Annotated in this window: 18 protein-coding genes and 2 pseudogenes; 12 read left to right on the top strand and 8 right to left on the bottom strand. The window is 51.3% G+C overall.

Translation table 11 applies throughout. The features are described 5' to 3' along the window. Window positions 1-16: 16 nt before the first annotated feature. The 7 genes from AAD018_RS09965 to AAD018_RS09935 all read left to right on the top strand — a co-directional run bounded on the left by AAD018_RS09965 (window position 17) and on the right by AAD018_RS09935 (window position 7,159). Entirely contained in the window at window positions 17-367 is a 351-nt protein-coding gene (locus AAD018_RS09965; RefSeq protein ID WP_412005244.1) for an Hpt domain-containing protein, read from the top strand. Then, a complete protein-coding gene (gene galE, locus AAD018_RS09960) occupies window positions 364-1,425 on the top strand; it encodes a UDP-glucose 4-epimerase GalE (protein ID WP_367316232.1) in 1,062 nt (353 codons plus the stop codon). The genes AAD018_RS09965 and galE overlap by 4 nt, the downstream gene beginning before the upstream one ends. Window positions 1,426-1,734: 309 nt before the next feature. Continuing rightward, the gene (locus AAD018_RS09955; RefSeq protein ID WP_367316233.1) at window positions 1,735-1,998 is read left to right on the top strand and encodes a DUF3489 domain-containing protein; all 264 of its coding nucleotides are present in this window, start codon (window positions 1,735-1,737) and stop codon (window positions 1,996-1,998) included. Next, window positions 1,995-2,408 (top strand): DUF2924 domain-containing protein, encoded by a 414-nt coding sequence (locus AAD018_RS09950; protein ID WP_367316234.1) that lies wholly within the window; start codon window positions 1,995-1,997, stop codon window positions 2,406-2,408. Before AAD018_RS09955 ends, AAD018_RS09950 begins: the two co-directional genes overlap by 4 nt. After that, window positions 2,408-4,036 (top strand): recombinase family protein, encoded by a 1,629-nt coding sequence (locus tag AAD018_RS09945; protein WP_367316235.1) that lies wholly within the window; start codon window positions 2,408-2,410, stop codon window positions 4,034-4,036. The genes AAD018_RS09950 and AAD018_RS09945 overlap by 1 nt, the downstream gene beginning before the upstream one ends. Window positions 4,037-4,976: 940 nt before the next feature. Further along, window positions 4,977-6,305, top strand: coding sequence for a site-specific DNA-methyltransferase (locus AAD018_RS09940; protein WP_367316236.1), 1,329 nt, complete (start codon window positions 4,977-4,979; stop codon window positions 6,303-6,305). Continuing rightward, window positions 6,302-7,159 (top strand): DUF5681 domain-containing protein, encoded by an 858-nt coding sequence (locus AAD018_RS09935; protein ID WP_367316237.1) that lies wholly within the window; start codon window positions 6,302-6,304, stop codon window positions 7,157-7,159. The genes AAD018_RS09940 and AAD018_RS09935 overlap by 4 nt, the downstream gene beginning before the upstream one ends. Before the next feature lie 526 nt (window positions 7,160-7,685). On the opposite strand, the gene AAD018_RS09930 is transcribed toward AAD018_RS09935, so the two are convergent. Then, window positions 7,686-7,820 carry a hypothetical protein gene (locus AAD018_RS09930; protein WP_367316238.1) on the bottom strand — a complete coding sequence of 45 codons (135 nt, stop codon included), beginning with the start codon at window positions 7,818-7,820 and terminating at the stop codon, window positions 7,686-7,688. An 810-nt stretch (window positions 7,821-8,630) separates the two neighbouring features. On the opposite strand from AAD018_RS09930, the gene AAD018_RS09925 reads away from it, so the two are divergent. Beyond that, window positions 8,631-9,521 carry a sulfotransferase family protein gene (locus AAD018_RS09925; RefSeq protein ID WP_367316239.1) on the top strand — a complete coding sequence of 297 codons (891 nt, stop codon included), beginning with the start codon at window positions 8,631-8,633 and terminating at the stop codon, window positions 9,519-9,521. A gap of 1,557 nt (window positions 9,522-11,078) precedes the next feature. Here the strand turns inward: AAD018_RS09925 and AAD018_RS09920 are convergent. Beyond that, the gene (locus AAD018_RS09920; RefSeq protein ID WP_367316240.1) at window positions 11,079-11,456 is read right to left on the bottom strand and encodes a response regulator; all 378 of its coding nucleotides are present in this window, start codon (window positions 11,454-11,456) and stop codon (window positions 11,079-11,081) included. A 221-nt stretch (window positions 11,457-11,677) separates the two neighbouring features. On the opposite strand from AAD018_RS09920, the gene AAD018_RS09915 reads away from it, so the two are divergent. Together AAD018_RS09915 and AAD018_RS09910 are read left to right on the top strand one after the other, a co-directional pair. Continuing rightward, window positions 11,678-13,540 carry an HWE histidine kinase domain-containing protein gene (locus AAD018_RS09915; protein WP_367316241.1) on the top strand — a complete coding sequence of 621 codons (1,863 nt, stop codon included), beginning with the start codon at window positions 11,678-11,680 and terminating at the stop codon, window positions 13,538-13,540. Between the two features lie 458 nt (window positions 13,541-13,998). Continuing rightward, window positions 13,999-14,781 (top strand): JAB domain-containing protein, encoded by a 783-nt coding sequence (locus AAD018_RS09910; RefSeq protein WP_412005243.1) that lies wholly within the window; start codon window positions 13,999-14,001, stop codon window positions 14,779-14,781. Window positions 14,782-15,654: 873 nt separating this feature from the next. Here AAD018_RS09910 and AAD018_RS09905 read toward each other — a convergent pair. Beyond that, complete coding sequence (locus tag AAD018_RS09905; protein ID WP_412005242.1) at window positions 15,655-17,874, bottom strand: calcium-binding protein; 2,220 nt, start codon at window positions 17,872-17,874, stop codon at window positions 15,655-15,657. 218 nt (window positions 17,875-18,092) lie between these two features. Between AAD018_RS09905 and AAD018_RS09900 the strand changes: the two are divergent. Both AAD018_RS09900 and AAD018_RS09895 read left to right on the top strand, forming a co-directional pair. Then, window positions 18,093-18,322 (top strand): annotated as a pseudogene (locus tag AAD018_RS09900) (IS3 family transposase); the annotation flags it as partial. A gap of 376 nt (window positions 18,323-18,698) precedes the next feature. Next, the gene (locus AAD018_RS09895; RefSeq protein WP_367316243.1) at window positions 18,699-19,295 is read left to right on the top strand and encodes a hypothetical protein; all 597 of its coding nucleotides are present in this window, start codon (window positions 18,699-18,701) and stop codon (window positions 19,293-19,295) included. 884 nt (window positions 19,296-20,179) lie between these two features. On the opposite strand, the gene AAD018_RS09890 is transcribed toward AAD018_RS09895, so the two are convergent. The 5 genes and pseudogenes from AAD018_RS09890 to AAD018_RS09870 all read right to left on the bottom strand — a co-directional run bounded on the left by AAD018_RS09890 (window position 20,180) and on the right by AAD018_RS09870 (window position 25,707). Beyond that, window positions 20,180-20,518: a hypothetical protein gene (locus AAD018_RS09890; protein WP_412005241.1), complete on the bottom strand. Its 339-nt coding sequence runs from the start codon at window positions 20,516-20,518 to the stop codon at window positions 20,180-20,182. A 1,336-nt stretch (window positions 20,519-21,854) separates the two neighbouring features. Further along, window positions 21,855-22,019: pseudogene (locus AAD018_RS09885) on the bottom strand (integrase core domain-containing protein); the annotation flags it as partial. Window positions 22,020-22,100: 81 nt separating this feature from the next. Beyond that, window positions 22,101-22,976: a hypothetical protein gene (locus AAD018_RS09880; RefSeq protein WP_367316244.1), complete on the bottom strand. Its 876-nt coding sequence runs from the start codon at window positions 22,974-22,976 to the stop codon at window positions 22,101-22,103. Between the two features lie 690 nt (window positions 22,977-23,666). Next, a complete protein-coding gene (locus tag AAD018_RS09875; RefSeq protein WP_367316245.1) occupies window positions 23,667-24,620 on the bottom strand; it encodes a calcium/sodium antiporter in 954 nt (317 codons plus the stop codon). A gap of 292 nt (window positions 24,621-24,912) precedes the next feature. Beyond that, on the bottom strand, window positions 24,913-25,707 hold the full coding sequence (locus AAD018_RS09870; protein WP_367316246.1) for a pPIWI-associating nuclease domain-containing protein: 795 nt from the start codon (window positions 25,705-25,707) through the stop codon (window positions 24,913-24,915). Window positions 25,708-26,136 lie beyond the last annotated feature (429 nt).

Genomic DNA, 26,136 nt, shown 5'->3' with positions numbered 1-26,136 from the left:
TTGCATTTATGCAGAGGTGATCATTTTGAACGCGCAAATGCTGGCTCTAGTAGAGCGTCATTGTTCTACGCTGCGCAAAGAATTTGAGGTGATCGAGTTCGGTTTCGACGCGGCGATGACTGGCGGGGATGCGCTCTCCAGGCTTCGCGCTGCTACCCACAAGATCAAGGGTAGCAGTGGAACGCTCGGCTTTCCAGAGGTCGCCGCCTTGGCCGAAAACTACGAACGCGCGCTCCAGAACGCGGAATTGGCAGGCGTCGACATTCCTGTTCTGCGCGCCAACCATGCCGCACTTGCCAGAGTTGTTGCGGGAGTCAAACCGGAGCAATCGACTCTGCATGCCCGCTTTTCAGGAGGTGCGAAGTGATCCTTATTACCGGAGGGGCAGGATACATTGGTCGCCATCTTGTACAGGCCTGCATCGACACAGGGCAATCTTGTGCCGTCGTTGATGATCTCTCAAACGGAAGCCACGACAGTCTACCACAGGATATCCCGTTTTTTCGTGCCTGTATTTCAGATGGGACCGCATTGCGCGGGATCCTACGCTCACTTCAAGTGAAGACCGTCGTTCACCTTGCAGCACGTACAAGTGTGTCAGAATCCATCGAAATGCCGATGAAATACTACGACACCAATGTGAATGGAACGCGGGTCGTCGCGACCGCTTGCCTCGTAGAAGGCGTCAGTCGGCTGATATATGCATCCACCGCAGCTGTTTATGGGGTGCCGGCAACGCGCGAAGTTACAGAAGATAGCCCAACCACCCCGGTTTCCCCCTACGGGCGCAGCAAACTTGCCGCTGAATGGATCTTGTCCGGCATTGCGCAGGCAGAACAGTTGCGGACAATTTCGTTGCGCTTCTTCAACGTCGCGGGCGGGCAAGTCTTGAATGAAACAAGAACCGGACATCGGGCTGCGCCGCACCTCTTGGCAGCCGTTTCCCGTGTTGCCTTCGGAGATCAACCGTATCTTGAGATTTTTGGCGACGACTATGATACCCACGACGGAACCTGCATAAGAGACTTCATTCACGTCCGCGACCTGTGCTCTGCCATCCTGTTGGCGTCGAAAGGTGGCGCGGACAACGAAAGTCGTCTGAATATCGGGGCTGGTCATGGAATATCGGTTCGCGAAATCGTATCCGCAGCAGAAAATCAAATTGGTGCGCGCCTTCCATGTTTGATTCGACCAAGACGGCCAGGAGACGTTGCTTCAATCGTCGCAAATGCACAAAGGCTGCGGACACTCGGTTGGCGACCCCAACATTCATCTTTGCCTGACCTTATCGGCTTAGTCCGCGATTTAGTTGGTGAAAGAGATGATAATTATTCCGGACAGAAGTTTGTTCAGACAAATATTCGACGGCCGCGGGTCCCCTTCCCGTGGCACAACACGCCCGATTCCGCAGCCTCAGATCCTTAAATCTCTAAACAGTTCAAGCTCATTCAAAGGTCACGCCGCGGGGCTAGAATTGATCGCAAACGAAATGCCACTGCCTTTTTTTTCACTCAAACTCTGCCGACCTCGATCGCTCGAAGGTCCGCTGTCAAGACAGCTTATGCTCTTGAGCTGCAGCGCAGCGAATGTCCGGTTCCCGCCCCTCCCTCCCTTTGCACTGGACTTCGTGTTCGAACCACGCAGTACTGCCGGTGTTGTCGCCCGGCCTGGATCGCCGGGCTCTACTCGGTACCGGGCGCGGGATGGTCTCGCGTCGCCAGAGCGGAGACGACAATGACCCAAGCTGATCCTGCATCCCCGACCCAAGCTGCCAAGCCTCGATCGAAGAGCAAGCTGAGCCGGAGGGGGCAGCTGACCAAGCTGCTGAGCCGCAAGTCCGGCGCTTCGATCGCCCAGATCCAGACCGCGTTCGGGTGGCAGCCGCATACGGCCCGTGCGGCGATTTCGGCGCAGCGAAAGGCTGGTCACAGGGTGGAGCGAACCCGCACCGAAGCCGGTCCGGTCTATCGGATCGTGACCGAGGGATCGAAGCCATGACGCAGCAATGCGCAGAGAGGCTAAAGGCAGATTTGAGCGAGCTTGCGCAGGCCCCTCGGGCCGACTGCCTAGCACGATGGGGCGTGGCCTTCGGAAGGCCGCCTCCCAAACACCTGTCGCTGCCATTCCTGCGTAAGGTGCTGATCTGGGAGCGTCAGACCAAGGCGCTTGGCGGGCTTTCCACCCAGACAGAGCAGCAGCTGACCCGTCTGGGTCGTAGCAAGGCCGGAGCCAATCTAATAAAGCCCGGATCCCATCTCGTGCGAGAGTGGAACGGGCGCACCTATCAGGTTGAAGTCACGGCGGACGGCTATCTGATGGACGGCCAACGCTGGCGGTCGCTCTCGGCTCTGGCCAGGCATATCACGGGAGCGCATTGGTCCGGCCCCCGATTCTTCGGACTGGTGTGATGCGCCGGATCCGCTGCGCAATATATACGCGCAAGAGCTCCGAGAGCGGTCTGGAGCAGGACTTCAACTCCCTGGATGCGCAGAGGGAAGCCTGCGAGGCCTACATCGCCAGCCAGACGCATGAGGGCTGGATCCTCTGCCCGGATCGCTACGAGGATGGCGGGATCTCGGGAGGCCATCTCGATCGGCCTGCGCTTCGGCGGCTGATGCAGGAGGTCGAGGCGCGGCGGATCGACCAGATCGTCGTCTACAAGATCGACCGGTTGACCCGCTCTCTGGCGGACTTCGCCAAGCTGGTGGAGACGCTGGATGCCGCCGAGGCCTCGTTCGTGTCGGTGACGCAATCCTTCAATACCGGCACCAGTATGGGGCGGCTCACACTCAATGTCCTTCTGAGCTTCGCCCAGTTCGAGCGGGAGGTGACGGCCGAGCGGATCCGCGACAAGATCGCGGCCTCCAAGCAGAAGGGGCTCTGGATGGGAGGGCTGGTTCCGCTTGGGTATCAGGCAGAAGGTCGAAGCCTGAAGATCGATGAGACAGAAGCCGCAACGGTGCGAATGCTCTACAAACTCTACCAGCAACACGGATGTCTTCGCGAGACACGGCTGCAGGCGGCGGCGCTCGGGCTTAGATCGCGAGTGCGGGAGCGGGCCGATGGTCGAGCCGTGGGCGGTTTGCCCTTTTCGCGCGGTCATCTCTATCACATCCTGCGCAATCCTGTTTACGTCGGGCGGATCCGCCATAAGGGCCGGATCTACGACGGCCTGCATCCTGCAATCATCGCGCCCGTGGTTTGGGAAGACGTTCAGCGCAAGCTGCAGGATCAGGCGGGGAAGGCGCGGGGCGGCGCGCGCAAGACTGCACCCTCTCCTCTAATCGGTAAGCTCTTCGATGAGACCGGGGACCGGTTGACGCCGAGCCATTCGACGCGAAAGGGGCGTCGATCCCGGTATTATGTCTCGCATCGATTAATAACAGGCCGAAGCAAAGATCATCCTGACGGCTGGAGACTACCCGCCGAACCTTTGGAGCGCGTACTGGTTGATCTGATCGACGCGCATCTGTCCTCCCCACGGACCGCCGCTCTGCTGCTCCGGGATCAATCCGCTGCGCGGTTGGCGAGCGCGTCGGAGAAGTTTGCGCAATCTATGCCCGGTGCCGGGAGGCTCGCATGGATCGAGCGGGTCGATCTGCGACCGGGAGCGCTGATCATAGAGCTCCGGCGGGAAAGCATCGCGGCTCTGGCCGGATGCGCGTGCGAGGATCTTCAGTCGGACGGCTTGCAGATTTCCTCTCCGTTTCAGATGCGACGGCGTGGTGTCGAGGTGAAGCTGCATCTGGGCGAGGAGACTAAAGCGGTTGATCTGACTCTGGTCCGAAATGTCGTCACAGCAAAAAGCTGGCTGAAGAGGATCATTGCAGGGCAAAGCGTCGCGGAGATCGCCGGGGCTGAAAACACCTCCCGGCGCCGGGTGCAGGATGTCATTGATCTGGCTCTGCTGGCTCCGAGCGTCCTCGAGGCGATCGCGACCGGCGCGCAACCGGCGGGACTGACTACGGATTACCTGATCAAAACCGGTGTCCCGCCTGTCTGGGCAAACCAGATCCAGAAGTTCGCCGACCTCTAGACTGCACCCACCCGGATATCCGCAAATTCGGACCGCGCAAGCGTCGAACCGAGACGCCCGGCCAAGTTCGCTGAGCCATTAGCTCCAAGCCAAGTCTCATCCACAGAGCCTCACTGCCAAGGCGCTGAAATCTCGACGCAATGGCCCGGGTAAAGAGAGAAGGCCGGTGAGAGAGTGGGGCCTGGCTGAGGATTTTATTTCTTGCGAACCAGTCTCTGCTTTTTGAGGGGCGTTCGTGAGGGAAACAGCGTAAAACCAAAGGGATAGGATGATCTGACCAATACGGACGCCCGGGATCTCGTCCGATCTATGCGGAAAGCTTGTCAGATTTGTCGATGCAGATTGCAGTTATGTTGGTCCCAATTGTCGTTTTGTCAGTTCGGATTGTCGTTTTGTCGGACGGCAGTGCAGTGATATCGGCGCAGAGCATTTTCATGTCGGATGAGGTTGCTCCAAAGACCAAACGGATGAGTAAATGTCAGGCCCTGAGGCCGCAATGGATGTTTGCGAGGTCGGTTTTGGGGCGCTGGCACTTCGAACCACGACCGACGAAACAGTCTTTCTGGAGTGAGATGGGCTAAGCCTAGATCGCTCAAGTTACGCCGATCCGGGCCGCGCTCCTCGCAGTCTGACCGGCAAGCAAATACGCTGTCTTGAGCGGTTCAGGCTCAAGTCATCTCTCTCAGGGTCCAAACCCTCCCTCTTGAACCAAATCGTAGAGCCGCAGCCGTGAGTTGAGCTTTGAATAGGCAAATCTCCTCAAGGGCTCTTCAAGGGGTCTTCAATCGCCGTTGAGAGGTGCCTTCGTCGCGACCGCTCTCAAGAAGGAGCCCCCTTGAGGCCGGGCGGCTGTTTTCCAAACTTTTTCACAGCGACAGCCCCATGGCACAACCGTTAGCTCTCAAGGTACACGCCACGACCTCACCCACTGGAGACTACAATGAGCCCCCTTTCGTCATTCCCTTCAGCCTCTTTGAAGATCGAGTATCGATCGCCAGAGGACCTCAGCCCCTATGCGCGCAATGCGCGGACTCATTCCTCGAAGCAGATCAAGCAGATTGCGCGGAGCATCGAGCAGTTCGGGTTTACCAACCCTGTTCTTGTCACCGGCACGGGCGAGATCATCGCCGGTCACGGGCGGGTGGCAGCGGCAAAGTCCTTGGGCCTGGATCGCGTGCCGGTCCTGGAGCTTTCTCATTTGAGTGAGGCGCAGCGGCGGGCCTATATCCTCGCGGACAACAAGCTGGCCGAGCTTGCGGGCTGGGACCGCGATCTGCTGGCGATCGAGCTCCAGGGGCTCATCGATCTCGACTTCGATCTTGAGCTGACCGGGTTCTCGCTGGCAGAGATCGATCTGACCCTGGAGGACGCCGGAGGCGACACCCCACCGAGCGAGATCCATCCTGCCCGCTCTCTGGGACCGGCCGTCACGCAGCCCGGAGATCTCTGGATCCTCGGGCCTCATCGCCTGCTCTGCGGGGATGCGCGCAAAAGCGAGGATCTCGCGCGCGTGATGGCGGAAGATCGCGCCGATCTGATCTTCACCGATCCACCCTATAATGTCGCCATCGACGGGCATGTCAGCGGCCTTGGCAAACAGGTGCATCGCGAGTTCGCCTGCGCCTCCGGGGAGATGTCGAGCGCGGAGTTCACGGAGTTCTTAAGCACGACTCTGGGGCATGCAGCCGCAGCGGCCAGGGATGGCGCGATCGCTTTCGTCTGCATGGATTGGCGGCATATGGCTGAGCTGATGGAGGCCGGCCGCGGTGTCTTCGCCGAGCTGAAGAACCTCTGCATCTGGAACAAGACCAATGCCGGGATGGGGACGTTCTATCGCTCCAAGCACGAGCTGGTCTTCGTCTATAAGATCGGGACGGCCGCTCATGTGAACAGCTTCGGGCTGGGCGAGACCGGGCGATACCGGACAAATGTCTGGGACTATGCGGGCGCGAACGTTCTGGGCGAGCGGCGGGATGCGGAGCTCGAGATGCATCCGACAGTCAAGCCGGTCGAGATGATCCGGGACGCCATTCAGGATTGCAGCCGGCGCGGCGAGAGCATCCTCGATCCTTTTGGCGGCTCTGGCAGCACGCTCATGGCTGCGGAGAGCTGCGGGCGCCGCGCCCGCCTTCTCGAATACGATCCGCTTTATTGCGACACGATCCTGCGCCGGGCCGAAAGCACGGCGGGTCTGGCGGCGGTCAATGCCGCGACCGGCGAGCGGTTCGCCGATCTCGTGGACACGGCCCAGCTGGAGGCGGTGCTATGAGCAAGTCGCGGCCACCCAAAGCCCCCGAGACAAAGAAGATGACCTCGCTGGACAAGCAGGTGCTCGATGCCACGGCGCAAGAGGTCAGCGTCAAGAGACAGGGCGGGACGGAGCGGATCACGGCCGCAGAGGCCGTCGTTAAGAAGACCATTGCGAGCGCGATCTCCGGCAGTCCCCATGCTCAGCGTCATGTCCTCGACCGCTTGAACCAAGCAGAAGCTGCGCGGCAGGCCCAAATCGATGAGGAGATTGCCCTCTGGGCGCGAGAGAAGGCACAGCTCGCGCGGCTCTTCGCAGAGCATCGCGAGGCCCATGGAGAAGACCCGCTGATATTCCCGCATCCGGAGGATATCGAGATCACTCTCGGAGTGGGCGTTCGGCTCGTCGGTCCATGCTCTCTGCAGGAACATCATGCCATGCAGACCCTTCTGAAGGAGCGAGAAGCGCTGCTGATGACCGTCGCTTTGGAAGAGAAGCAGAGACATCGCGCAGAAAAAGCGCGCAAGAAGAGCCCTCCGACATCGGAGCGGGGAGATGCCTTCTCCATGGCAACCCACCTCGATTATGGCCTTCCGCCCCGCCTGCAATGGAAGCCGGCGGAGGCGGCTTCCAAGATCATGATCTACAAGGCCCTGACCCAACGCGAGTTGCTCAAGCGCATCCACCGCACCTTCAAAGCCGCAGGCCACGACCATATACGCGGCCAGAACCTCCTGCCGCCCGACAAAATGCGCGATGTCATAAAAGCTCTTATCGAGGTAGGCAAACTGGCTAGGGAGCGCGACCTCTCCCGCCGAGAGCAACAGGCCCGGATCGAGGAGATCGCCCGGCGCCATCTTAGCTGGGTCGACTGAGGCGATTGGCGGAGACCTAAAAAATGTAAACAGAGTGCAAGTACGGGGTCATGGAAGGAGTTATTTTGATGAAAAATGGTATCGGCCCCATACAAGCAGAAGTATAATAAAGAATACTTAGGTATAGCAGGTGTTGCGCAAAATACTTCGGCCCAAACTTTATCAACCCCGCGAGCTTTTAAGATAGCATACATTAACGTGAAAAGGATTGCCCGTAATAATGTAGATCTATTTTTATCTATCAAAATAAACTATCAAGAGGGAAATAAGAAGGCGAAATCTATAAGGCTCTATGTTACATCTTCTGCTTGATTTATACTTAGAAAATAGCTCGAATAGGGCCATCACGATCTATGCTAAAGGCCGAAGTGATAATTTGAGGAGGGAAATCGCCTAATCGATATACTAAGCTTTAACACCTAATCTCGCCAAAAAAATTTCTTATAATGACCGTAGAACAAAGTTTACGTGTATGTGCGGCTCTCACGCTATTTTGTGACTATAGCTAGATATTATATTGCTAGTATTACTTACAGGTATCTGCACTCTCTACATTGATAAAGTATTTCATAGCGGCTTCGGTCGCACCAAAGCGCTCAATATAATCACATAACACTTTCTCCAGTTGCGCTAGTCTTTCTAATTTCTCCGGCTTATTCATAGCAGCTTCCTACAGCGTTATTGGTATTACAAGCATAGTTAGGCCAAACACTATTGAGAACTGGCTAGTTTTCATCTTTTCCTGAAAACGGCTCTCCCAGTGATGGATGATTTATTTACCCGCGAGGCCAGTGTGCTACGATAACACAAGCTTTTACGCCTCGGCCTTACTCTTGAGTCCTTGAGTCCTTGAGCTCGAGCAAGACATCTAGGTGGTGGGAGACAGGTGGAGGTTATCAGGGGCGCCTGATCTGTCACCGCGCAATTCAACTCCTCGACTGCCGTATATCCTTGCATGAACTCTTGGGCATCCGGATCTGCGTTGGCATGTGAACGGCTTACTGCATACAGATTAGGAGTCCCTAGAGTCGCCCGTGTGTACAAGTGCTCTTTAGGCCTTGTCTTACAAGATTTCTTGAACATTCGAGACAGTTCGGCAGGATCCGCAACCCGAATACACACAGTTTTCGACTAAGGATCGTCGGTCCTGGATGATTACAGCCGTCCACTGTTCAGATCCTCTAGGTCTCGATGCTCCCACTATTAGTTGTCAAGATCTTTAATTTTGATACTATACCTCAAGTAGAGCTTTTGCATGCTTAGGCCTGCTCAAAAGTTCTACGGAATACGCACTATCCGCAGATGCCTTGATAAGCTTCATCGTAGCTTACGTCAGTTGCAGAGCAGGTGAAGTTGAATTGATGGTGCTTCAAAGTGATGGTGGACTATCGGGTTTTAGAGATTATCTATATCTTCTGTGAGGAGTATCTGTATGGGTAAAGTTTCAATCCAACAGTACGGATTTATTTAGGTGGGCGGTGTTGACGTTCTTTACGGTGTCGGGGCTACAAAGGCCGGAACATCATGGTTCTATAGGTATCTCCACGATAGACATGATACGGGACTTAAATCTTTAAAAGAACTTCATTACTGGGATACGTTCGAAGTTGAACTATGCGAGAAGCAGATTGAAGTGCAGGAGCGTCGAATCGAGACGTTCACTAAACTTCGAGGCCAAGCTTTAGTTGCTGGACAAAATTGGCGCGCATCTAATCTACAACGCCAAATCTCTGATGCTTTTGGCTTGAAAGATGTTTTGAAGTCCAATCGCGAGGATGATAGGGCGTATAAAGAGTACTTAATGAAGGATATTGGGGAGGCAAGGCTTGTCGCCGATATCACTCCTAACTATGGCCTTCTCGATGTCCCAACTATGCAGCGAATGGTTGCCTCTTATAGCACCAGCCGCGTCCTTTTTTTAGTTCGTGATCCAGTTGAGAGGTTGTGGAGTCACGTTCGGATGCAAGCTGTTCGGCAGCGTCAGCCAGGAGAAGAAATTCCAATAAAGGCGGAGCGCATATTAGATAGAATTATCACAAGTGAGAAGGAGACGCATATTCTTAAACGCGGGGATTACTCAACGATTTCTGAAAGGTTGGAGCGCGCCGTACCAGAAGATCGACAGATGACTGCTTTTATAGAAGACATTTGGGCTGGACCTGGTCTTGGCTCAGTTTGTCGATTTTTGAGATTGCCTGACCAACCGACTAGGCAGAGGCCGGTTCATGAGGGGGTACGTGTTGAGTTGAGCGATGTGAATAGGAAACGAGCGGCGAAGTTTTTAGCTCCTCAGTATGAGTGGGCAGTAGAACGGTTCGGTTACCTACCGGATGCGTGGAGGAAAAACGTATCGGAGCTGTAGGGTGGACATTGAAAGAGCATGAACTAGCTAATAGTAAACCGTCTGGGAGAATTTTGTCCCTAGGAGAAAATATTGATTCATATATTCTTAACTAAGCTATGCAAATTTAGGTAATCTGAAGGGAGATCGGTGTGAGGAATAATGTAGCTAGGGACAATAGTCAGTCACCAGTGGCGACTGATGTAGATACTAACCTAATCAAAGAGATTAATATGCACTTCGCAAGGAGGCAATCTATAATAACCCAAGTCATCACTCGTAGTCGGTTAGATTTTCTAAATAAAGAGCAAAGCAGTATTTCAAATGATCAACATACATAAATTGAGATGCACTCTTTATTCGGAGTATCCTAGACATCAACAACAGCGTCTGCTAGCTGCGATCTAGTCTGAGTTAGCTCGCTGTCTTCACATAAACTCTTTGCCGTAAGTTCAATTTGATCTAGCCGTGCAAGAATGCTTGGGATATGAGCTTTGAAATGATCCTCAGCGCTTGCGCAGTTCGCCCATGTAAGTGTTTGTTTGAGGTCTCTTGCTACAATCAAGAGCTCCATCCGTAAGAGCTCTTCCGCTTGTTGATCGGCTCTCCTATCCATCTCAGACCCCCACAGTTCAGCCAGAATCAAGCATATGTGGTAAATCTTAACACTACGTTAATCAAAGTAAATTGGCGTCGTCTCGCTCTCTGAAGCGGATCGATGAAGAATATCGACCCGATTTTCTATCTGTTTTTCAAGGTCATTTAGCATCCCGTCTATCAGAAGGCAGACACACGGCCTATCCGAGGTGCGCGTCGTTCGTCTGAGAAGTACAAGAGCATCGTAAGCACTACAGTATGCTTCTAACTTCTGGTCCTTAGGTGCTGATTGAACGCTTACCTGATGGGATGCGGGTCTTCCATCGCATGCCATACGATCTGTATCCGCACCTCTATCATACTCTTCATACATCTCAACATACCTATCTTCAGAACTCACACTCAACTCTTCCCCGCTACCAATCGCAAGTTAGGCATAGCTTATGTTAACATCTTGTCTATCGTGGGGAATTTTCTAGCGTTTATCAGATGATGGTTGTCTAGTTCTCTTAACACATTGTTAAGATCTCAATTGTATACCGTTACATGATGATGCAGGTCATCCACTAAACTTATCAACTCAAAACTGGAAAAAATTTATGATCATGGAGCTCTGAGGGGACACTCCAGATGATCATTTACACATAAGCAATGCAATCTATTTTATCTACCTACGCGTAAAGAAAATCTAGTGAATAGTAGAAAGTGCGACTAATGCCGTTCTACTAAATTGAAACATCTTGATCTTAGTATCTAGCCATACTATGGCTATTAATATTCTCGCCGGTAAATTATCTATTATAGTTGATAATATCTGGATAACATGATGTTACCTAGCTTTATCTGATAAATAGCCAAGTAGAAGATTATGTGGCACATAATTAATGTGCGATGCGCAAATGCTTAGTAGGGTTCACCTAGAGAGGCTACGTGGCGAGCTAATGATGCAGATAGAGGAATGGCTAACTACTGGAACTCTAGCTAACCTTTAGTATGATAGGATTCTATCGCGAGAGTGAAATCCGCTTCAGATGCAGGCTTGGCCACGATGGGAATGGAAAGCTCTTTTGAGAGCGCTGCAGCTCTCAACGAGCTCCCTGTATGAAAGACGACCGGAATATGCTTGCTGCAAAGCGGTCGCGCCGCTGGCTCGCAAGTCTCCTCGCCTAATTGATAATCCATGATCGCCATGTCCCACGCTCTTTCGCTTGACGCTGATACGACGGCTTCCATCGCCTCATGCGCCGAGATAATTGGTCCTTGCACCGTCGCTCCGGCGCCTTCCAACATCATCACGACGTCGAGGCCGATAAGGGGCTCGTTTTCGACCAAGAGAAAGTGCAGGCCCGTCAGTGGCATGGAGAACTTCAGTAGCGTTTGTACCGCGCAAAGAGCTCGGATGCACAGGTGGGTGGTGATTTCGCAGCTTAATCATTATTCAGCTAACGCAGCCCGGGTGAGATAAGGTCCCGACCCTGCACAACTAACCAACTGTATATGGTATTTAGCAACGTTCGATTTGGAACCAAGGCCGCGAGGATAGGTGCGGCCGCGTCAGTGAAATAAGGCCAACGGACATTATGGAGAAGATTGCTGCGCTGAACCGGACTATTCTGAGATCGATCGTTGATCATGCTGTTGTGACCCTCGATGCGGATGGGATCGTGACCAGCTGGAACGAGGGCGCGGAGCGCATTCTCGGTTGGACCGAGGATGAAATCGTCGGCCGGTCGGCGGATGTTTTTTTCACAGCCGACGATGTCGATAAGGATCGCCCGGAAACTGAGATGAGACGCGCTATCGAAGATGGCCGTGCCGAGGACGTGCGATGGCATGTTCCTAAGGACGGTGAGAAGTTTTGGGGAAGCGGCCTTATGATGCCATTCCTCGACGGGACCGATCTTGACGGAGATGCGATTCAGGATCCCAAGAGGATCGAAGGATTCGTAAAGATCTTCCGCGATCGCATGGTAGAACGTGAAGCGGACCAACGCATGGCGCGGCTTCAGGACAGAGCCACTCTTGCGATGCAACGATCAGGAACCGTCGGGGTCTTCGATATCGATCTGCAGAATGACTTGATCATTACGGATCATGTCTGCGCCCGCATGCATTCTGTCGATATCGATGCGGCAGAAGGCGGCACGACAACGGACGTCTTCTTCGACGGCATTGTCGAGGAAGATCGGGAAGACGCGCGTGCTGTTCTTCGGGCGACGCTCAAAGATGCTCAGGACAGCGATGTCATTTATCGAGTGATCAGCGATCAAACACGGCCGCGTTGGATCCATTTCCAGGGCCGCGTCCATCTGAAAGAGAATGGAGACCCCGAACGCCTGACCGGTATCGTCGTTGATGTTACTGAACAGCAGGAGCATCTCCGGATGAAAGAGGCCCGGCTGGAGTTCGCGGAAAAGGTTCGGGACATTGATGACGCGGCGGAAATCGCGGAGCTAGCCTCTCGCGTTATCGGTGAGACGCTTTACGCTTCGCGGGTCGGTCACGGCTATGTCGATGCAGATGGTGACACAATCGATATCCAGGCCGACTGGAACAGCAGCAGGCGCAACAGTATCGTTGGAACACTGAAATTCAGTGATTTTGGAAGCTTCGTCTCCGAGCTGCACGAAGGAAAGGAGGTTGTCATTTCAGATGCGGAAGCGGACCCGCGCGTCGAAGATGCCTCGGCGCTCGCAAGTATCGATATCAGATCACTTGTGAACCTTCCTCTCATAGAGCAAGGCAAACTCAAGGCGGTTCTGTTCGTAAACGACACTGAGACGCGCGAGTGGTCCGAGGCAGAACTGACGTTCCTTGGCGCGATGTTTGACCGGACTTATGCTGCGATCGATGTTCTCCGCTTCGAAAAGGAGCGGGATATTCTCGCAATCGAGATTGCGCATCGGATGAAGAACATGCTCGCCATAGCGCAGATCATCGTAAAGCAGAGCTTGCGGAACACAACGGATACGCCGGCGGCGCAGCAGGCGATCGACGCTCGCCTTCGCGCGCTGTCGGGTGCTCAGGATGTGTTGACCCGCGCGGAAGAGAAGACTGCGGATATCCTTTCTGTGATCGAGACCAGTCTCGCTCCACACGTTCCTCAGCAGAGCCGAGTTGAGTTCTTCGGACCATCGATCCCGATGACGTCCGATCAGGTTCTGGGTCTTACGCTCGCACTTCACGAATTGGCGACAAATGCCTCGAAATATGGCGCTCTTTCCAATAATGTCGGTCACATAAGGATCGCTTGGGACGTCGATGAAGAGGGAGCTTTCATGTTCCGGTGGGTCGAACAGGATGGTCCAGAAGTTAAACCCCCAACCACGGAGGGCTTCGGCTCAACAATTCTTAAAAGGATTGTCGGATCGTATTTCTCGGGCAGCTCCCTCGTGAGCTATGATAGAGACGGGATAAAATTTGAGTTGCGAGGCAACCTATAAGCTTACTGAGCTTCCAACCTAGCCTCTTGATATGAGAGCGTAACGCGCAATAGGTCGGCAAGGCGCGACGTTCAAAAGCTCCTACGTTGTAGCAGTCGGTAAACAAAGTAAGGTTGAGCGAAAGAGATACTTCTGAACTTCAAAGTGATGTTGAAGCATTTCGATGTCGCTTGGTCAGCGTCTCGAACTTGATGCTCAGCCGCCCACAATCGAACTCAAACCTCGAGCCATCCACCTTATAAATAGGGATTCTGACACGCGCAGGTGACCCTTTTGCTCCAGAGTGAGGAGGCCTACCTTCCCCGATCTTGGGGTAAGAGCTGATATTCCTCGAACAACAGCTCTCAAGTTTACTTTCTCTTAAGCAAGACGCGACTAGATCGAACTTCGAGAACACCAACCTCATGTCGGAACGTAAGATACTACGCTTTGCCAGCACAAAGAAGTTGATCTAAAATATGACAATCCAATCGCCAACTCATAACATTTGTCTTGATGCAAAAGTAGTTTCGAAAAATCAAAACACTGATAATAATTTTTGTACGTCGCTTTTGGAATTGAGATCGTATAGGCGGCCACGTTCATGCTCAGGGTGCCAAATTCAAAGGAGCATGTGCAGTCCATGTCTACTAAGCTCCAACCCCGAGCGAGAGCTTCTTGAATCTCTTTTCGACGACCTGCCCTCAAACTGTATTAATAAGCATGAGATCACCGAGATATTACTCAATAGGTTCATTAATTTAAGGAGCATACTAAGCGCTAGTAGGGAGGATATGCTCAATACAGATGGTATTACGTTAGAGATATATCGACGGATTCTCTTAGTAAAGAGATTCGTCAGCTATATTCCATATTCGTCAATTTCCTCTCTTAATATACTTTCATCTTGGGAAGTACTTGTTGAATACTGTCGCACCGTAACTCATACGCAGGTAAAGGAGGAGGCTCATGTCCTCTATTTGGATGGTGATAATCGTATGATCACTATTGAGAAGAGCGCAAGCGGTACAGTCGACTATGTAAAGATTTACCCGAGAGAGATTGTGAAGAGGATTCTTGAGCTAAACGCAATATCCGTAGTCCTTATACAAAACAAAGTTTTTGGCAGATCAGAACCTCAAGCCCGAGATCAACGAGCCATTGATAGTCTTCAGTCTGCTTGCAAACATTTTCATGTTCAAGTGCGCGGTCATATTATTGCTGGGCCTTCTGGTGTATATTCCAAGAGGTTCCAGTATTAGGGCCAAAGATTAGGTAATCGGAGCCAAACATACGGATCTCATAGTCGAGATGCGATACAGGTGATCTCTTATTAATATCAAAGAAGTAAACGATACAGCTCGTGCAGTCTATTGTCCAGTTCCATGGCCAAAGTCACATAGATGATTGTTACGCGCTGGATCAACAATTTATTAGACGCAAGAAATTCCAATGATGCGACAAACCTATGGAGTACTAGTTGCAGAATTCTTATACCGTTGTTGCGAACGCTGAAGCTATAGCACCGTGGTAGCTTGTGACTATTCAGGGTTAGCTACCGGAATATCTGAGTAAGAAGTCGGAAGTTGATCGATGTGGCTTACTATGATCCATCCTGGACGGCGTCTAATCTAGTGATGAAGGAAAGGGAAGGGAAGTCGTTTGAGAAGATTAAAGAAATCGAGGTAGAAGGAGGATTTATAATTTAGGGACACGCGCAAGTACCGGGTATCGCACTCCATGCCGTACAGTATTATGTCCAACGTTTGATCTGCCGCAATCTTATCTTCAAAAGGACAGATGACGACATAGAAGCGTGGATCTGACGCAGCTTCGACGATTAACAGGTAACTGCCTCTAGATAATACCGCTGATTGGTCTGTGATGCCTCGCACCAGGAATGCGCGCGCCCTGGAATTCTAAGCATAAGCTACCGCAGTAGTCGCATAGCATCACAAACTCTGCTACTAGCGTCGAAAATACGTTAAGGTCATGTTCCGTCGATGAGAACTAATTTCGAGTCGCCACCTATAATTATAGATACTTGAAGATCTTTTCCGCGATCGCTATTCCAATGAATGCCGCTGTATTCAGACTTTGATAATGACCAGGTTCGAAGCATAAGCTGTATATCATTACATAATCTCATCGTCCGATGGCTTTAGGCCATCGCAGACGAAGAAAAGTTCGTCGCCAATTTTCCCCTTTCCGAACTTTACCTCATCAGCAGAAACGACATCAATTTGTGATAATACATCTTCCTTCGTAGAGTTATTTATGCGAACTTCGTTTCTTCCTTCTAGATTAATGATTACGTTTCCATTCCTTTCAATGATGAGGCTATCGAGATCAAGACTATCAGTTGAATTATTATCTCCATTCTGATTGCTAATAGCGCTAGTCGTTAATATGATAACATCATTCTCATCGAAGTCTGTGATAACATCTCGACCTGAATTAAAATCGAACCTAAAGACATCGGAATCCGCACCGCCGGTTAGTCGATCATTCCCCTGTCCTCCGTCTAAGTAATCCTGACCTTCGCCGCCAATAAGTCGATCGTTACCTGAGCCCCCATCGACAAAATCACTCCCTGAGCCACCATGAATATAGTCGTTCCCTTGACCAGCAATGATCTCATCTCGGCCAGAGTCACCGCGGATCTCATCATCGCCCATGCCTCCAAACGCTCGATCATTGCCCGCCCCAAGGTAAATTTTGTCATTTCCACCGAATGTATAGACGGTGTCAAATCCCCTGCCTGAATACACCGTATCATCACCCTCTCCCGCTAGAACAGTATCTTGACCGTCACCTGTGCGGAATAGGTCATCGCCGCCTTGTCCAAACATGTGGTCGTCTAGCTCTGTGCCCCCGTATGCTCGACCAACGGGATCGCCATTGGTCACCTCTACTGCATCGGTCAAAGTCTCATCTTTTAGAAGACTTGTGAAGCTATCGGTTGGCGGACCTTTTGAAACTACGACCCGTATGAACTCATAATCCTCTGTCAGGTCGAGATCAAAAGAAGAGATATCACCTGTGTAGAGCGCTGTATCTACTGTTGGTTTTTCATGCACTCTTGTCTCGTCGGACTGAAATTCACCATCATAGGAGTCGTCCAAGACCGTACCAAGCCGCTCTACATGCAGATAGCTACCATCTGCTAAGTCGCCGAATTCCAAGCGAACGCTTCCGCCTCCTTCCTGAATGTCATTCGCTGCTACGAATACCACAAAGGTGTCATCACTCTCGAAAGAATACTGCATAACTGCATCTGCTCGATCGTTTGCTTGATATCCATCGAGGATAGTTGCGCCTGGCAAGGCTTCGGACATCATGCGGAAGGCTTCACCCTTGTGGGTGAGCGTGTCTTGACCTCCTATGTCGGACAGCGCATTGAGGTTTGGTGCATTGATACCCCAGGCTGCCGCCCTGTCTATCCCTGCATCTACACTCGTCACTAGCAGCTCGAGAGACGCTGATGCTGATCTCAGACCATAGTCATTATAGTCGAGAAACGCGTTCTCAGGGTGAGTTGCTCCCTTCCCAATATTCCAAGCTGACATGTAGTGCTCAACATCATTGCTACCGCCTGCATTGGCTATATCCTGCGCCCAGTCTTCCGCAAAGCTGGCCCTGCTTTCTGTTTGTGTTTGGTCCAGAAAGGTTCCATCGAGGGATCGCTCGGTTTGATTAATTGCCTCAAAACGGATAGGGAGCGCGTGATGCACGACAGTGTTGACGATTGACAATGCTTCATCGCTAAGCGTCTCTCTTATTACGACGTCCTCTTCTGATCGGTACCCTGTCTGTACTCCAATTTTTAGGTCGACGCCGAGCTTATCCAAGTCGTACTTAGGCAAGATTTTTGCAATCTCTTCGAGGAGTGCGTTTGCTACCTTGGCATAACCTGCAGCGCCTTCTTCGAACTTGTTATCATATTCGTTCCCTATTTCTAGAGTCAGACTTGGTGGCAGAGGACCATATTTTCCATCGAGCAGATCTTGAATGAAGTCCCGAACTTCCCGTGTGCCGCGAGCTAGATCATCCTCATATCTCATTGTTGGGATGATCATACTAAAGGCTTGGTCGGTCTCAATCGCATACTTTAGCATATCAGACAGGCCAGGCCGTTGACGATTTTCATCGTGTGTCCATAGCTTTGTCCCATCAAATAGGTTTGGAATATCAAGACCGTAAATATCGTAGTCAACCTCAGCAAGTGTTCCGCCTGGCCACCTAATATGATGGCTCTCAAGCCTCTCAGCATGAGCTTCAAAATGATGCCACTGAAACATATTAGCTTGAATTATTCCAAAATGGTCCTCGGAGAAGCTCTCGGCACCCCTCACATAGTCTCCTTGGTTTACTCTAAGAGTGACCATCTCTATCAATCCTTCTTATCCATCTTGTAGATAGAAGAATACAAATTACTGGAGTACAGTTTCTTAACTGAACTGATCTTTCATCTAAGAAATTATCTAAAATATTCGAAAAAATAACTAAGGCTAATATGCTGAAACTATTCAATTTCTCGAGTTTCGTATTGAAATTTAAATTGTTTGAACTCTTGACCTGTTCGATGAGCTGCTCCGACAACGTGTGGGACAACGCTGCGATCGAGAGTTTCTTCTATTCACTCAGGATCGAACGGGTCTAGGAGCGGACCACCGGAAGCGGGATCTGGCCCAGGCCGATGCCTTCGACTACATTGAGCGCTTCCACAATCCGGTCCGGCGACAGTCGGTGATCGGGTATCTGAGCCGAATTCTATACGAGGAGTTGGCGATGAAAGCTTAGGCAGCCGTCCACGAGATCGGTAGCAGGCCAGATACAGAAGCTATTAAAGGCTGAAGACGCGTTCTTGTAGTATGTCAGCGGTACTTAAGTATCAAGTCACTGCATCTGCACTCGTCCATCTAGAAAACCTTTGAGGGACGAGCGAAGTCCCCGCTCTCTGTCGATGCAGTAAGCTCGCTCTAAGTAGCTTAGGATCATTATTTTAGAAGGACGGACAGCTCCCATACAAAGCAACATTGGTCAGCTAGGTTGACCTAACCCATTCAAAAATACACCAATAATGACCCATTCTTAACATTCTGTTGTCACCTTCTCCTTATCAGTTGTGGTTGATCGCGTGCACCTCTGGTGACCGAAAACAAACGAGAGATTTTTTATGACCGGTTCCGAGCGCGTGGAGATTTTATTGAAGTTGGCGTCAGAGCTAAGGCGGTCTGGTGAGTTAGTCGCGTCAGATTTACTAATCGCTGTTGCAAGGAAAATCTGTGCTCGTGGTTTTGTAGAAGAGTCTGGTATGGACCTTTACGAATGCTCTTCGTCAGTAAACCAGAAGAAGCTGAGACGGGCTATTCATCTCCTTCACTCAGAAATTGAGCTCTTGACATCAACGTTGACGGATCTGCATGTCTGGCAACTTTCTTGCTCGATTGAAACCCTCTCGGAGCTTGTCAGTCATGCGCGGGAAAGACATGCTTTACTTGTTAAAAGACTCGAGGAGGAAGGGCGCAGATCGCTTGACCTCTTAACTCCAGCCTATTGTACCGCGCTCGGCGCAGAAGAAGGCGTTAGAACAAATGGAAGTCATTGTTCTATTAGCCATGAAACTACCTTGGATACCCGATCCCCATGTCCAGGTTGGATTATAGATGTCTTGACAGATCTACATCAGTTTTCAACTAAGAACTCTCTCGACATGGTGACGTCTCACCTCGCCGATACGATTTCCTGTTTGACCCACAACCAGATTAATTAGCTTACCCCCCTTTAATTGAATAATAAGCGCAAGAACTAGCTCTCGTAATGTTGAGTAGTTAACTTTCTCAATTATACTTAAATCTTATTAGAAATAAAAAATTCTTGACTAGTCTCAAGTGTACTATCTACTTAAGTGTACTATCTACTTAAAAAGTTACCACTACCTTTGATGTCACGTTCTTAAGAGTTTGTGTGTTTTGCTTGAGTGGTTGACTCAAACATTCATAAATTCAATTTATGGGGTTAAGGCGAAATTGAGATTATGTGGTTTTTCGAAGCGCTCAAGGATTCTACGAATCCCGATGCTGTTCAGTAGCTTAAGCGACTAATGAAAGTTTCTCCCTGTGCTGCTAGACATCTATCTACCGCAGATGCATTCTGTCCCCCCTTGAGCGTGGACATCAACCCGTATTCTTCTGGATATGCTCTTTGGCTGACCAAGATAAGCTCTGTGAATACCAGCTCTCTGGCGCCTCGTTTGGGAAGATTGTTGCGACTACAGCGAAACCAGGCGAGACCCGACGAATTTGTCAAGCGCAGCCCTGCCAGAGGTCGTCATGCGGGAGACCAATACATGCTGTAAAACTCACTTGGTGATGCCAACCATAGTCTGGCGCGCATTTGCGCTACAGATCAAGCATGGTCGCTAAAGTCTTACGGTTGATGTCGTGCAGCATTGGGAAGAGAAGGGCTGGATGCTCTGCCCCAACGACGCTTATTCTGAAAGATGGTGCCCTTGATTGTCTGCTCTAACCTTGCTCGACAGAGACTGTCGAAAGGCAGTAGAAGAAGTCGAACTGGCAATGTTCAGCTTACCCAATGATCATACGATGAAGGAGAGCGAGTTCAGAAGCATCTTCGATATGCGCATCATTGACGCACTTATTTGTATTCTGCAATTCGTTTAATAAGGTCTTCGTTTTTTCTGATTTGCTCTTTAAGCTTGCGAATGCATTTGTCGAACTGATCCTGCTGATCGGAGAAAGCTACGGGTCTGGCCACATTTTGCAGTGGCTCTTCGTTTCGCTCCTTATAAGTCTCTTTGTTTGGTCTGCGGCTGGATCGCTCGAGCTGCCGACGTCTTGATGTTCCATGCGTCATGACTTCGAAGGTTGCGAGCCCATCCGAGCCAGTCAACGACCAGCACGTGAGCGAAGTATATCTGGTTTTAACTTTCACCAAAGAAAACTCCTCTGACGGCCTTTTTTGGCGCTTGGACATCTATTCAAGGGCAAGTCATACGAAAACATAGCCCACCACGCTGCTGCGATAAGAGACCAGCTAGATCGACGTTCTTGTCAGACCACGCCTTCCGCATCCTTCACGTAAGTAAACGTTTAGATCTGGGGCTTCCTATGTCCAGAATAAGGAAAGTGGCAGCCATCATATCAATCGTCTTTTGGTTCGGCAAAAGAGTTACTATCGAACCTCGTTATCAATGAGGTTGATGCGATCGTCTATATCACCGATGGAAATAGGTTCTTTGGTATAAGCGGCATGCTCCTGCGTCAGACCCAGCACCCAAAGAAAGCCAGGCTGCAAACAGTATCACCTGCAATATCCGCTGCCGCTTCGGCTTCATCCACCAAAACGATCTACAAATGATCGAAACGATGGAGGTTCACATCATATACCTACAAAAATATAGTCGTGTCAGAACGTAAGATCCGGCCGGTTCTACAGACCTCGATCGTGCTGGCAACTTCTATACTTTTGACGACTGACTTCCGACGGGCATCAGGAAACGTCTTGGGTGGTTTCATCGATCGGCCCCCTCAACTTAGCTTGTCGCGCCTTGAAGATATTATGAAAGCTTCACATGTCGATCTTGAGGGCTCCGTACTTTGATTATCTCGATTCTCGTACCATAATTGAGTGGCAATATGTCCAAAATTTCCTCCTCTATACCTACCAGCTTTCCTAGTACGCGAGGTGAACAAGAATAATTGCGTTGTTCGTAGAATCTGATATCTGGAAGGCTGGGAGAGAGTTATCCAGGATCAACAGTACGTCACTGCTCTCTATCAAGGACACCGCCAAGGTTCGGCGTTTGATCGATGGTTCGGTATAGTTGGGACTACGGTCATTTACATTGCATCGAGATAGGAGGCGAAGATCGTGTTGATATTGATCGGGTGGTAGGAGGATCAACATCAGCCTGCTTTACACCTAGCAAACTCTCGGGCCTCTTTCTTACGAGTTCCATGAGGTATTTGGAGCATCTTTTGCAAGCAGGCTCAATTTAGGCAGTAGGTGTCCCAAGTGACCCGCTGTCGGGGGAACGTGCCACTTGGGACTAAGCCAAACCATGAGGGGACATCGGCTGGTTTGGAGCCGCATCAGGGAACGAGAAGATGCGGCTGAAGGCAGAGATGCTCTGTTTTTACTAAGATTTGATTAAAAAATCTCAATCAAAAGACTGATTCAGGCGGAGCATTTTGACAGTTCCGCAATGATAAACCATGGCAGAGTCAGATTTATCAATATCTAACAGAGAGTTATGCGACAGTCTGCTACAATGAGGTCGGAAGTGACCTGCTTCCTTTGGAGTCCGCGATTATGAGTTAGCTTTGTTCAGGGTTTGGTCCTCCTCTGACCTTTGGTGATACTGCCGCGGAGTCAGTCCGTCGAGACTCGAATGCAGGCGATAATGGTTCTAATCGTCACGCCATGCCGCGATCGAATGGCTGGCATGGCACGAAGACGGTAAAGCAATGGTGTTTGAAAGTTGATTTGTGTGGCATGATGTGCCTCAAAAGCGTTGCCTGAGACCAACAGTACCGGTTGACACAAAAGTCCCGCGTCACGGTTTCAGAAGCTGCACGCCTTTAAGTTCTTCGATGCGTACGAGATCGTTCTCGTATCTCGCGCGGCTAAGTCGCCGCGCTTCGCTAGAGAAGCCCTCATAGCGAGGATTTACGTCACTGACGGGATGGAGCATTCGCGCTTCCTGACCAGACGGGCTTCCGGGGGAATCTGACAGGCAGGCCTTGACCGCGGCTCGCGACAGGCTTTGATTGACCTGCTTAGGATGCGGCACGATACGAGAAGCGATGTCACACGTCAGCAGATTGGCGTAGATCTTTTCCTGAACCGCTGGATAGTCCTCGTATCGCCAAATCCAGATCCGTCGTGCAGCGTTCTTATTCACCAGCTCTTCGATAAGGCTGAACCAGCTGATTTGCTCAGGACGCAGACCATTGAGATACTCATCCAGCGACACACGTCGGCCGGAAAGCAGCACCTGGCTGTGGGCCGACTGCATGAAAGTCGCCTGATCGCGCACTGCAAAAAAGAGATCAATCGGATGCGGCCTAACTCGAGCGGCCAGAATTTCAAGACGCCCAGGACCGTTCCTATAGAGATGACGCCGGAATGGCCCATCTGGCGGATTGAGCGAGCCGAAGAAGTTTTCCTCGGAGATTATCAGACGCTTACGGCCCGCTGCCAGCTTCTTCAATAGCGCCAAGGGTCCACCAGGAAAGGGGTCCTCCATCCGCCTGCCGATCTCAAACATATGGCGAAGCGTTTCTCCGGGGTTCCGGAATGCGTTGGGTCCTCGAAACGTAATTCCGGCGCGCTCGAGCAGCACCTTGTTATCCATGAGCGTTCGCTGAAGATGCGTCGTGGCGGTCTTGTGAGCTCCCGCATGCAGTGCGATGGTTAGATCTTGCGTCATTGCGTGGCCCTTACGATATCTTGGGAAAGCATCGCGTTTCCGTCACGCAGACTGCCGGATGTTTCGACCAATCTGCGATAAGCCTAGTCCCGAAAGAAGTGGAATGATCATAAGAGTAGCGTCTCTCGACCGCCGCACATTCTTCAATGTCCGTCGTCAGATGTTCTGGAACAAGCGGACCTTTGTTGATCGGAGGCTTTGGCACGGTGATTTTGTAGTCTATGTCGCCGTCGGGCGATGCAGCAAGCAGCGGCTTTCAAAGGTCTCTGCATTGGTCTCTTTCCGTTGTCTGAGGGCAGTGTCGTTCCTGCCGAACTAGACATCGGCTAACGCTGCGCAGCAAGGTGTGGGTCCATCAGCGTAGGCCTATGTTCAATAGTGCGGGCTCAGTCGTAACTCGCAATTGGAGCCGTTTAGCCGCTAGAATAGCGTTCCTCTTGGTTTTCGGAATACTTAGGCATTCTGATCTAGACATATTTTGATCACCACGCTGCATAGGAAACACATTCGCGAAAGCCATCAGTACTATATTACGCAGCAGTAGGTAAAATGGGTTCGGAGCGGACCTCAAAGGCGGCGCGACTTCTACAAATCATGTCTTCGCCGGCAAAGCGTGAACAGCACTTTCCTGTCGTTCGCCAACTCATGCTTAACGTCCGCTTTGTCTCCAGGCCTCCTTATCGCCTGATTTCAAGTTAGGAGCACAGCGAGGTACGTAGCATAGGCTAGAACAAACAGACCGCCTTCACGTCGAGAGATCGTCCAACCGCTGCGCGCGAAAGCGACAAGAACGACAGTGGTTGCGCACAGCACCCAAATGTCGAGGCGGACAATCTCGTTCGGGATGTGCATGGGCTGAACAAGAACGGTGATCCCGAGGATGCCGAGGATGTTAAAGATGTTGCTACCCAGAACATTGCCGAGCGCGACAGAGCCTTCGCCCTTTCGAACCGCAATGATCGAGGTCACAAGCTCAGGCATCGATGTTCCGATCGCTACGATTGTTAGACCAATCACAGCTTCCGAAAGTCCTGCAGCCTGAGCAATTGACACTGCGCCTGAGACCAGAAACCGCGCTCCGAGAACGGTGATCACCAGACCTCCAAGCGCGAGTAGTAAAGACATGGCTAGAGGTGTCTCCGGACCAGGTACGGCATCTGCTTCACCCGCATAAACAGCCGCTGCAGGTGTCCCACCGATTTGTTTTTCAGTCCAAAGTGTGAACCACAGATATGCCGCCAACGCGACCACCAGAGCCGCGCCGATCAGCCGGCCAACTTCGCTGAGAAGTACAGCGCCCAGGCAAAGGAGGCTTGCTAGAACAACGACGGTTCCGTCCCGCCGAAATGCTTTCGGGTCGACTGCGATGGGTGCAATCAACGCGGCAATGCCAAGTATCAGCAGGCCGTTGCTGATATTGCTGCCGACGACGTTTCCAATTGCAATTCCAGAAGACCCCGAGAGCGCAGCTTGTAAGCTCGTAACCAATTCCGGAGACGAGGTACCAAATCCCACCAGTGTGAGGCCAATGACCATTGGCGAGATTCTGAACGACTTAGCCGCAGAAACCGCGCCACGCACCAGCAGTTCGCCGCCAACGATCAGGCCGACAAGGCCAACAACGACAAGAAGTGCCGCGTACATTCTGGGAGGTGTCTTTCTGCCAAGTTACAGCGCAAACATGGGAGTCAGTATTCGTTCTGCAAGAGCCTGTATGGACATTCATGCGCCACGCAGTATTGGCGAGTGCTGGGCTCGCTGCTGACCTCACTGGCGGCGCAGCATCAATGGCTTCGCGTTGCGATATAGCTTGCGAGAACGGCCCATAAGAGACATTAACCATCCAATTCTGATGCTGCACCCGCAGCCCGCATAGCGGACATTGCCGCGTATCGGCTGAATTGCGTCGGCCATGAGATGAATTTGATAGGGTCGATTAGGTGTACCATCCTGTGTCATCAAAATGGTGGTCCACCAATCCAAGTTTGGTCGGGTCGTCGACAAGAGCCTCAAACCTCAACCAAAATGGAAAATCGTGCGGGATCTCAGCCGCGTCGTGCTTTGGACCATAGTGCAAAGTGACGTGTGCCAGGCCCGAAAAACGAACAACAACGACGTTTGCGCGGATGGCCTCGATCTCAATCTGCTGATCATCAATCCATGGATCGATTTCGTACCCCTTGCCTGCAAGTATGTCGATCTCGTCAAAGGTTTGTTCGATAAGCGCGTCCCACATGGCCTCATATACGTCATCGACCAATGCCTCCTTCACAGCATCACGGCCCTGTTGAAATGACACCAACAAACCATCTAAAGCTGAGAGGGCCTCTTGGACGAAAGCATCAATCGCCGCTTCGTCGCTTACAAGTGTCTCAGGTCGGACATGCGTTGCCTTGTTTAGCACTTGAATCGATTTGATTGCCGTTTTGTGCAGATCCTTAACGTCGAGACCAAGCCCTTCGACAAACCCATCGGACAATCCGCCCTGGGTAGAGTAAATCGCCTTCTGGCGCCGTGTTACGGTCTCAGTATTCTGATCTTGCACGAACCAAGAGCATGCACGCACTTCATCATCAGGCGCGTCAGCGTGTAAGATATGCCCGAACAATTCTCGCAAACCGGCAGCCGCAAGATGCAGTCGCACTGGATTAATTGGTTCTTTTGCCACCAATAGGCTCCCAGCAAGCAAGTCATGCGAGAACTGGTCAGGTAATCGGCCTGCAAAATCCATATAGCGCCTTTCCTCAGTGTAGCGAAGCACATCTGTATTTCTGCATTAGAAGCCAGTGCTACACCAGATACTTCAGGGCTTCACATACCATGCAGCACTAAGCAATTTGCCTCTAATGTTGACGGCACAGACCGGCCATTTACCAGTACGCCACGATGCTGTGATGCCGCCAGTCGGACCGCCCGTTCGATTATTTTCATTCATAGTTTTGTACGCTGCAAACTAGCCTTTCAACTCATGATCTACAGCATTACGGTAGGCGCAAAGCGAAATGTCTTCTAAAGAAGGAACGCTATCCACCTCAGTTGGAAATGAACTGTGAATTTGTACATGGGTCTAGGCCTGCGCTTTGACGCTCAAGTACTTCAAAGGCGAAGGAATTCCTGATATTGCAGTCAAGTATTGAGATCCGACCGCTAACCAAACGAC

The organism is Aestuariibius insulae, from assembly GCF_040783535.2.
Lineage (GTDB): Bacteria > Pseudomonadota > Alphaproteobacteria > Rhodobacterales > Rhodobacteraceae > Aestuariibius > Aestuariibius insulae.
The sequence above is the reverse complement of the archived record's forward strand: the minus strand, read 5'-3'. Positions and strand labels throughout refer to the sequence as shown.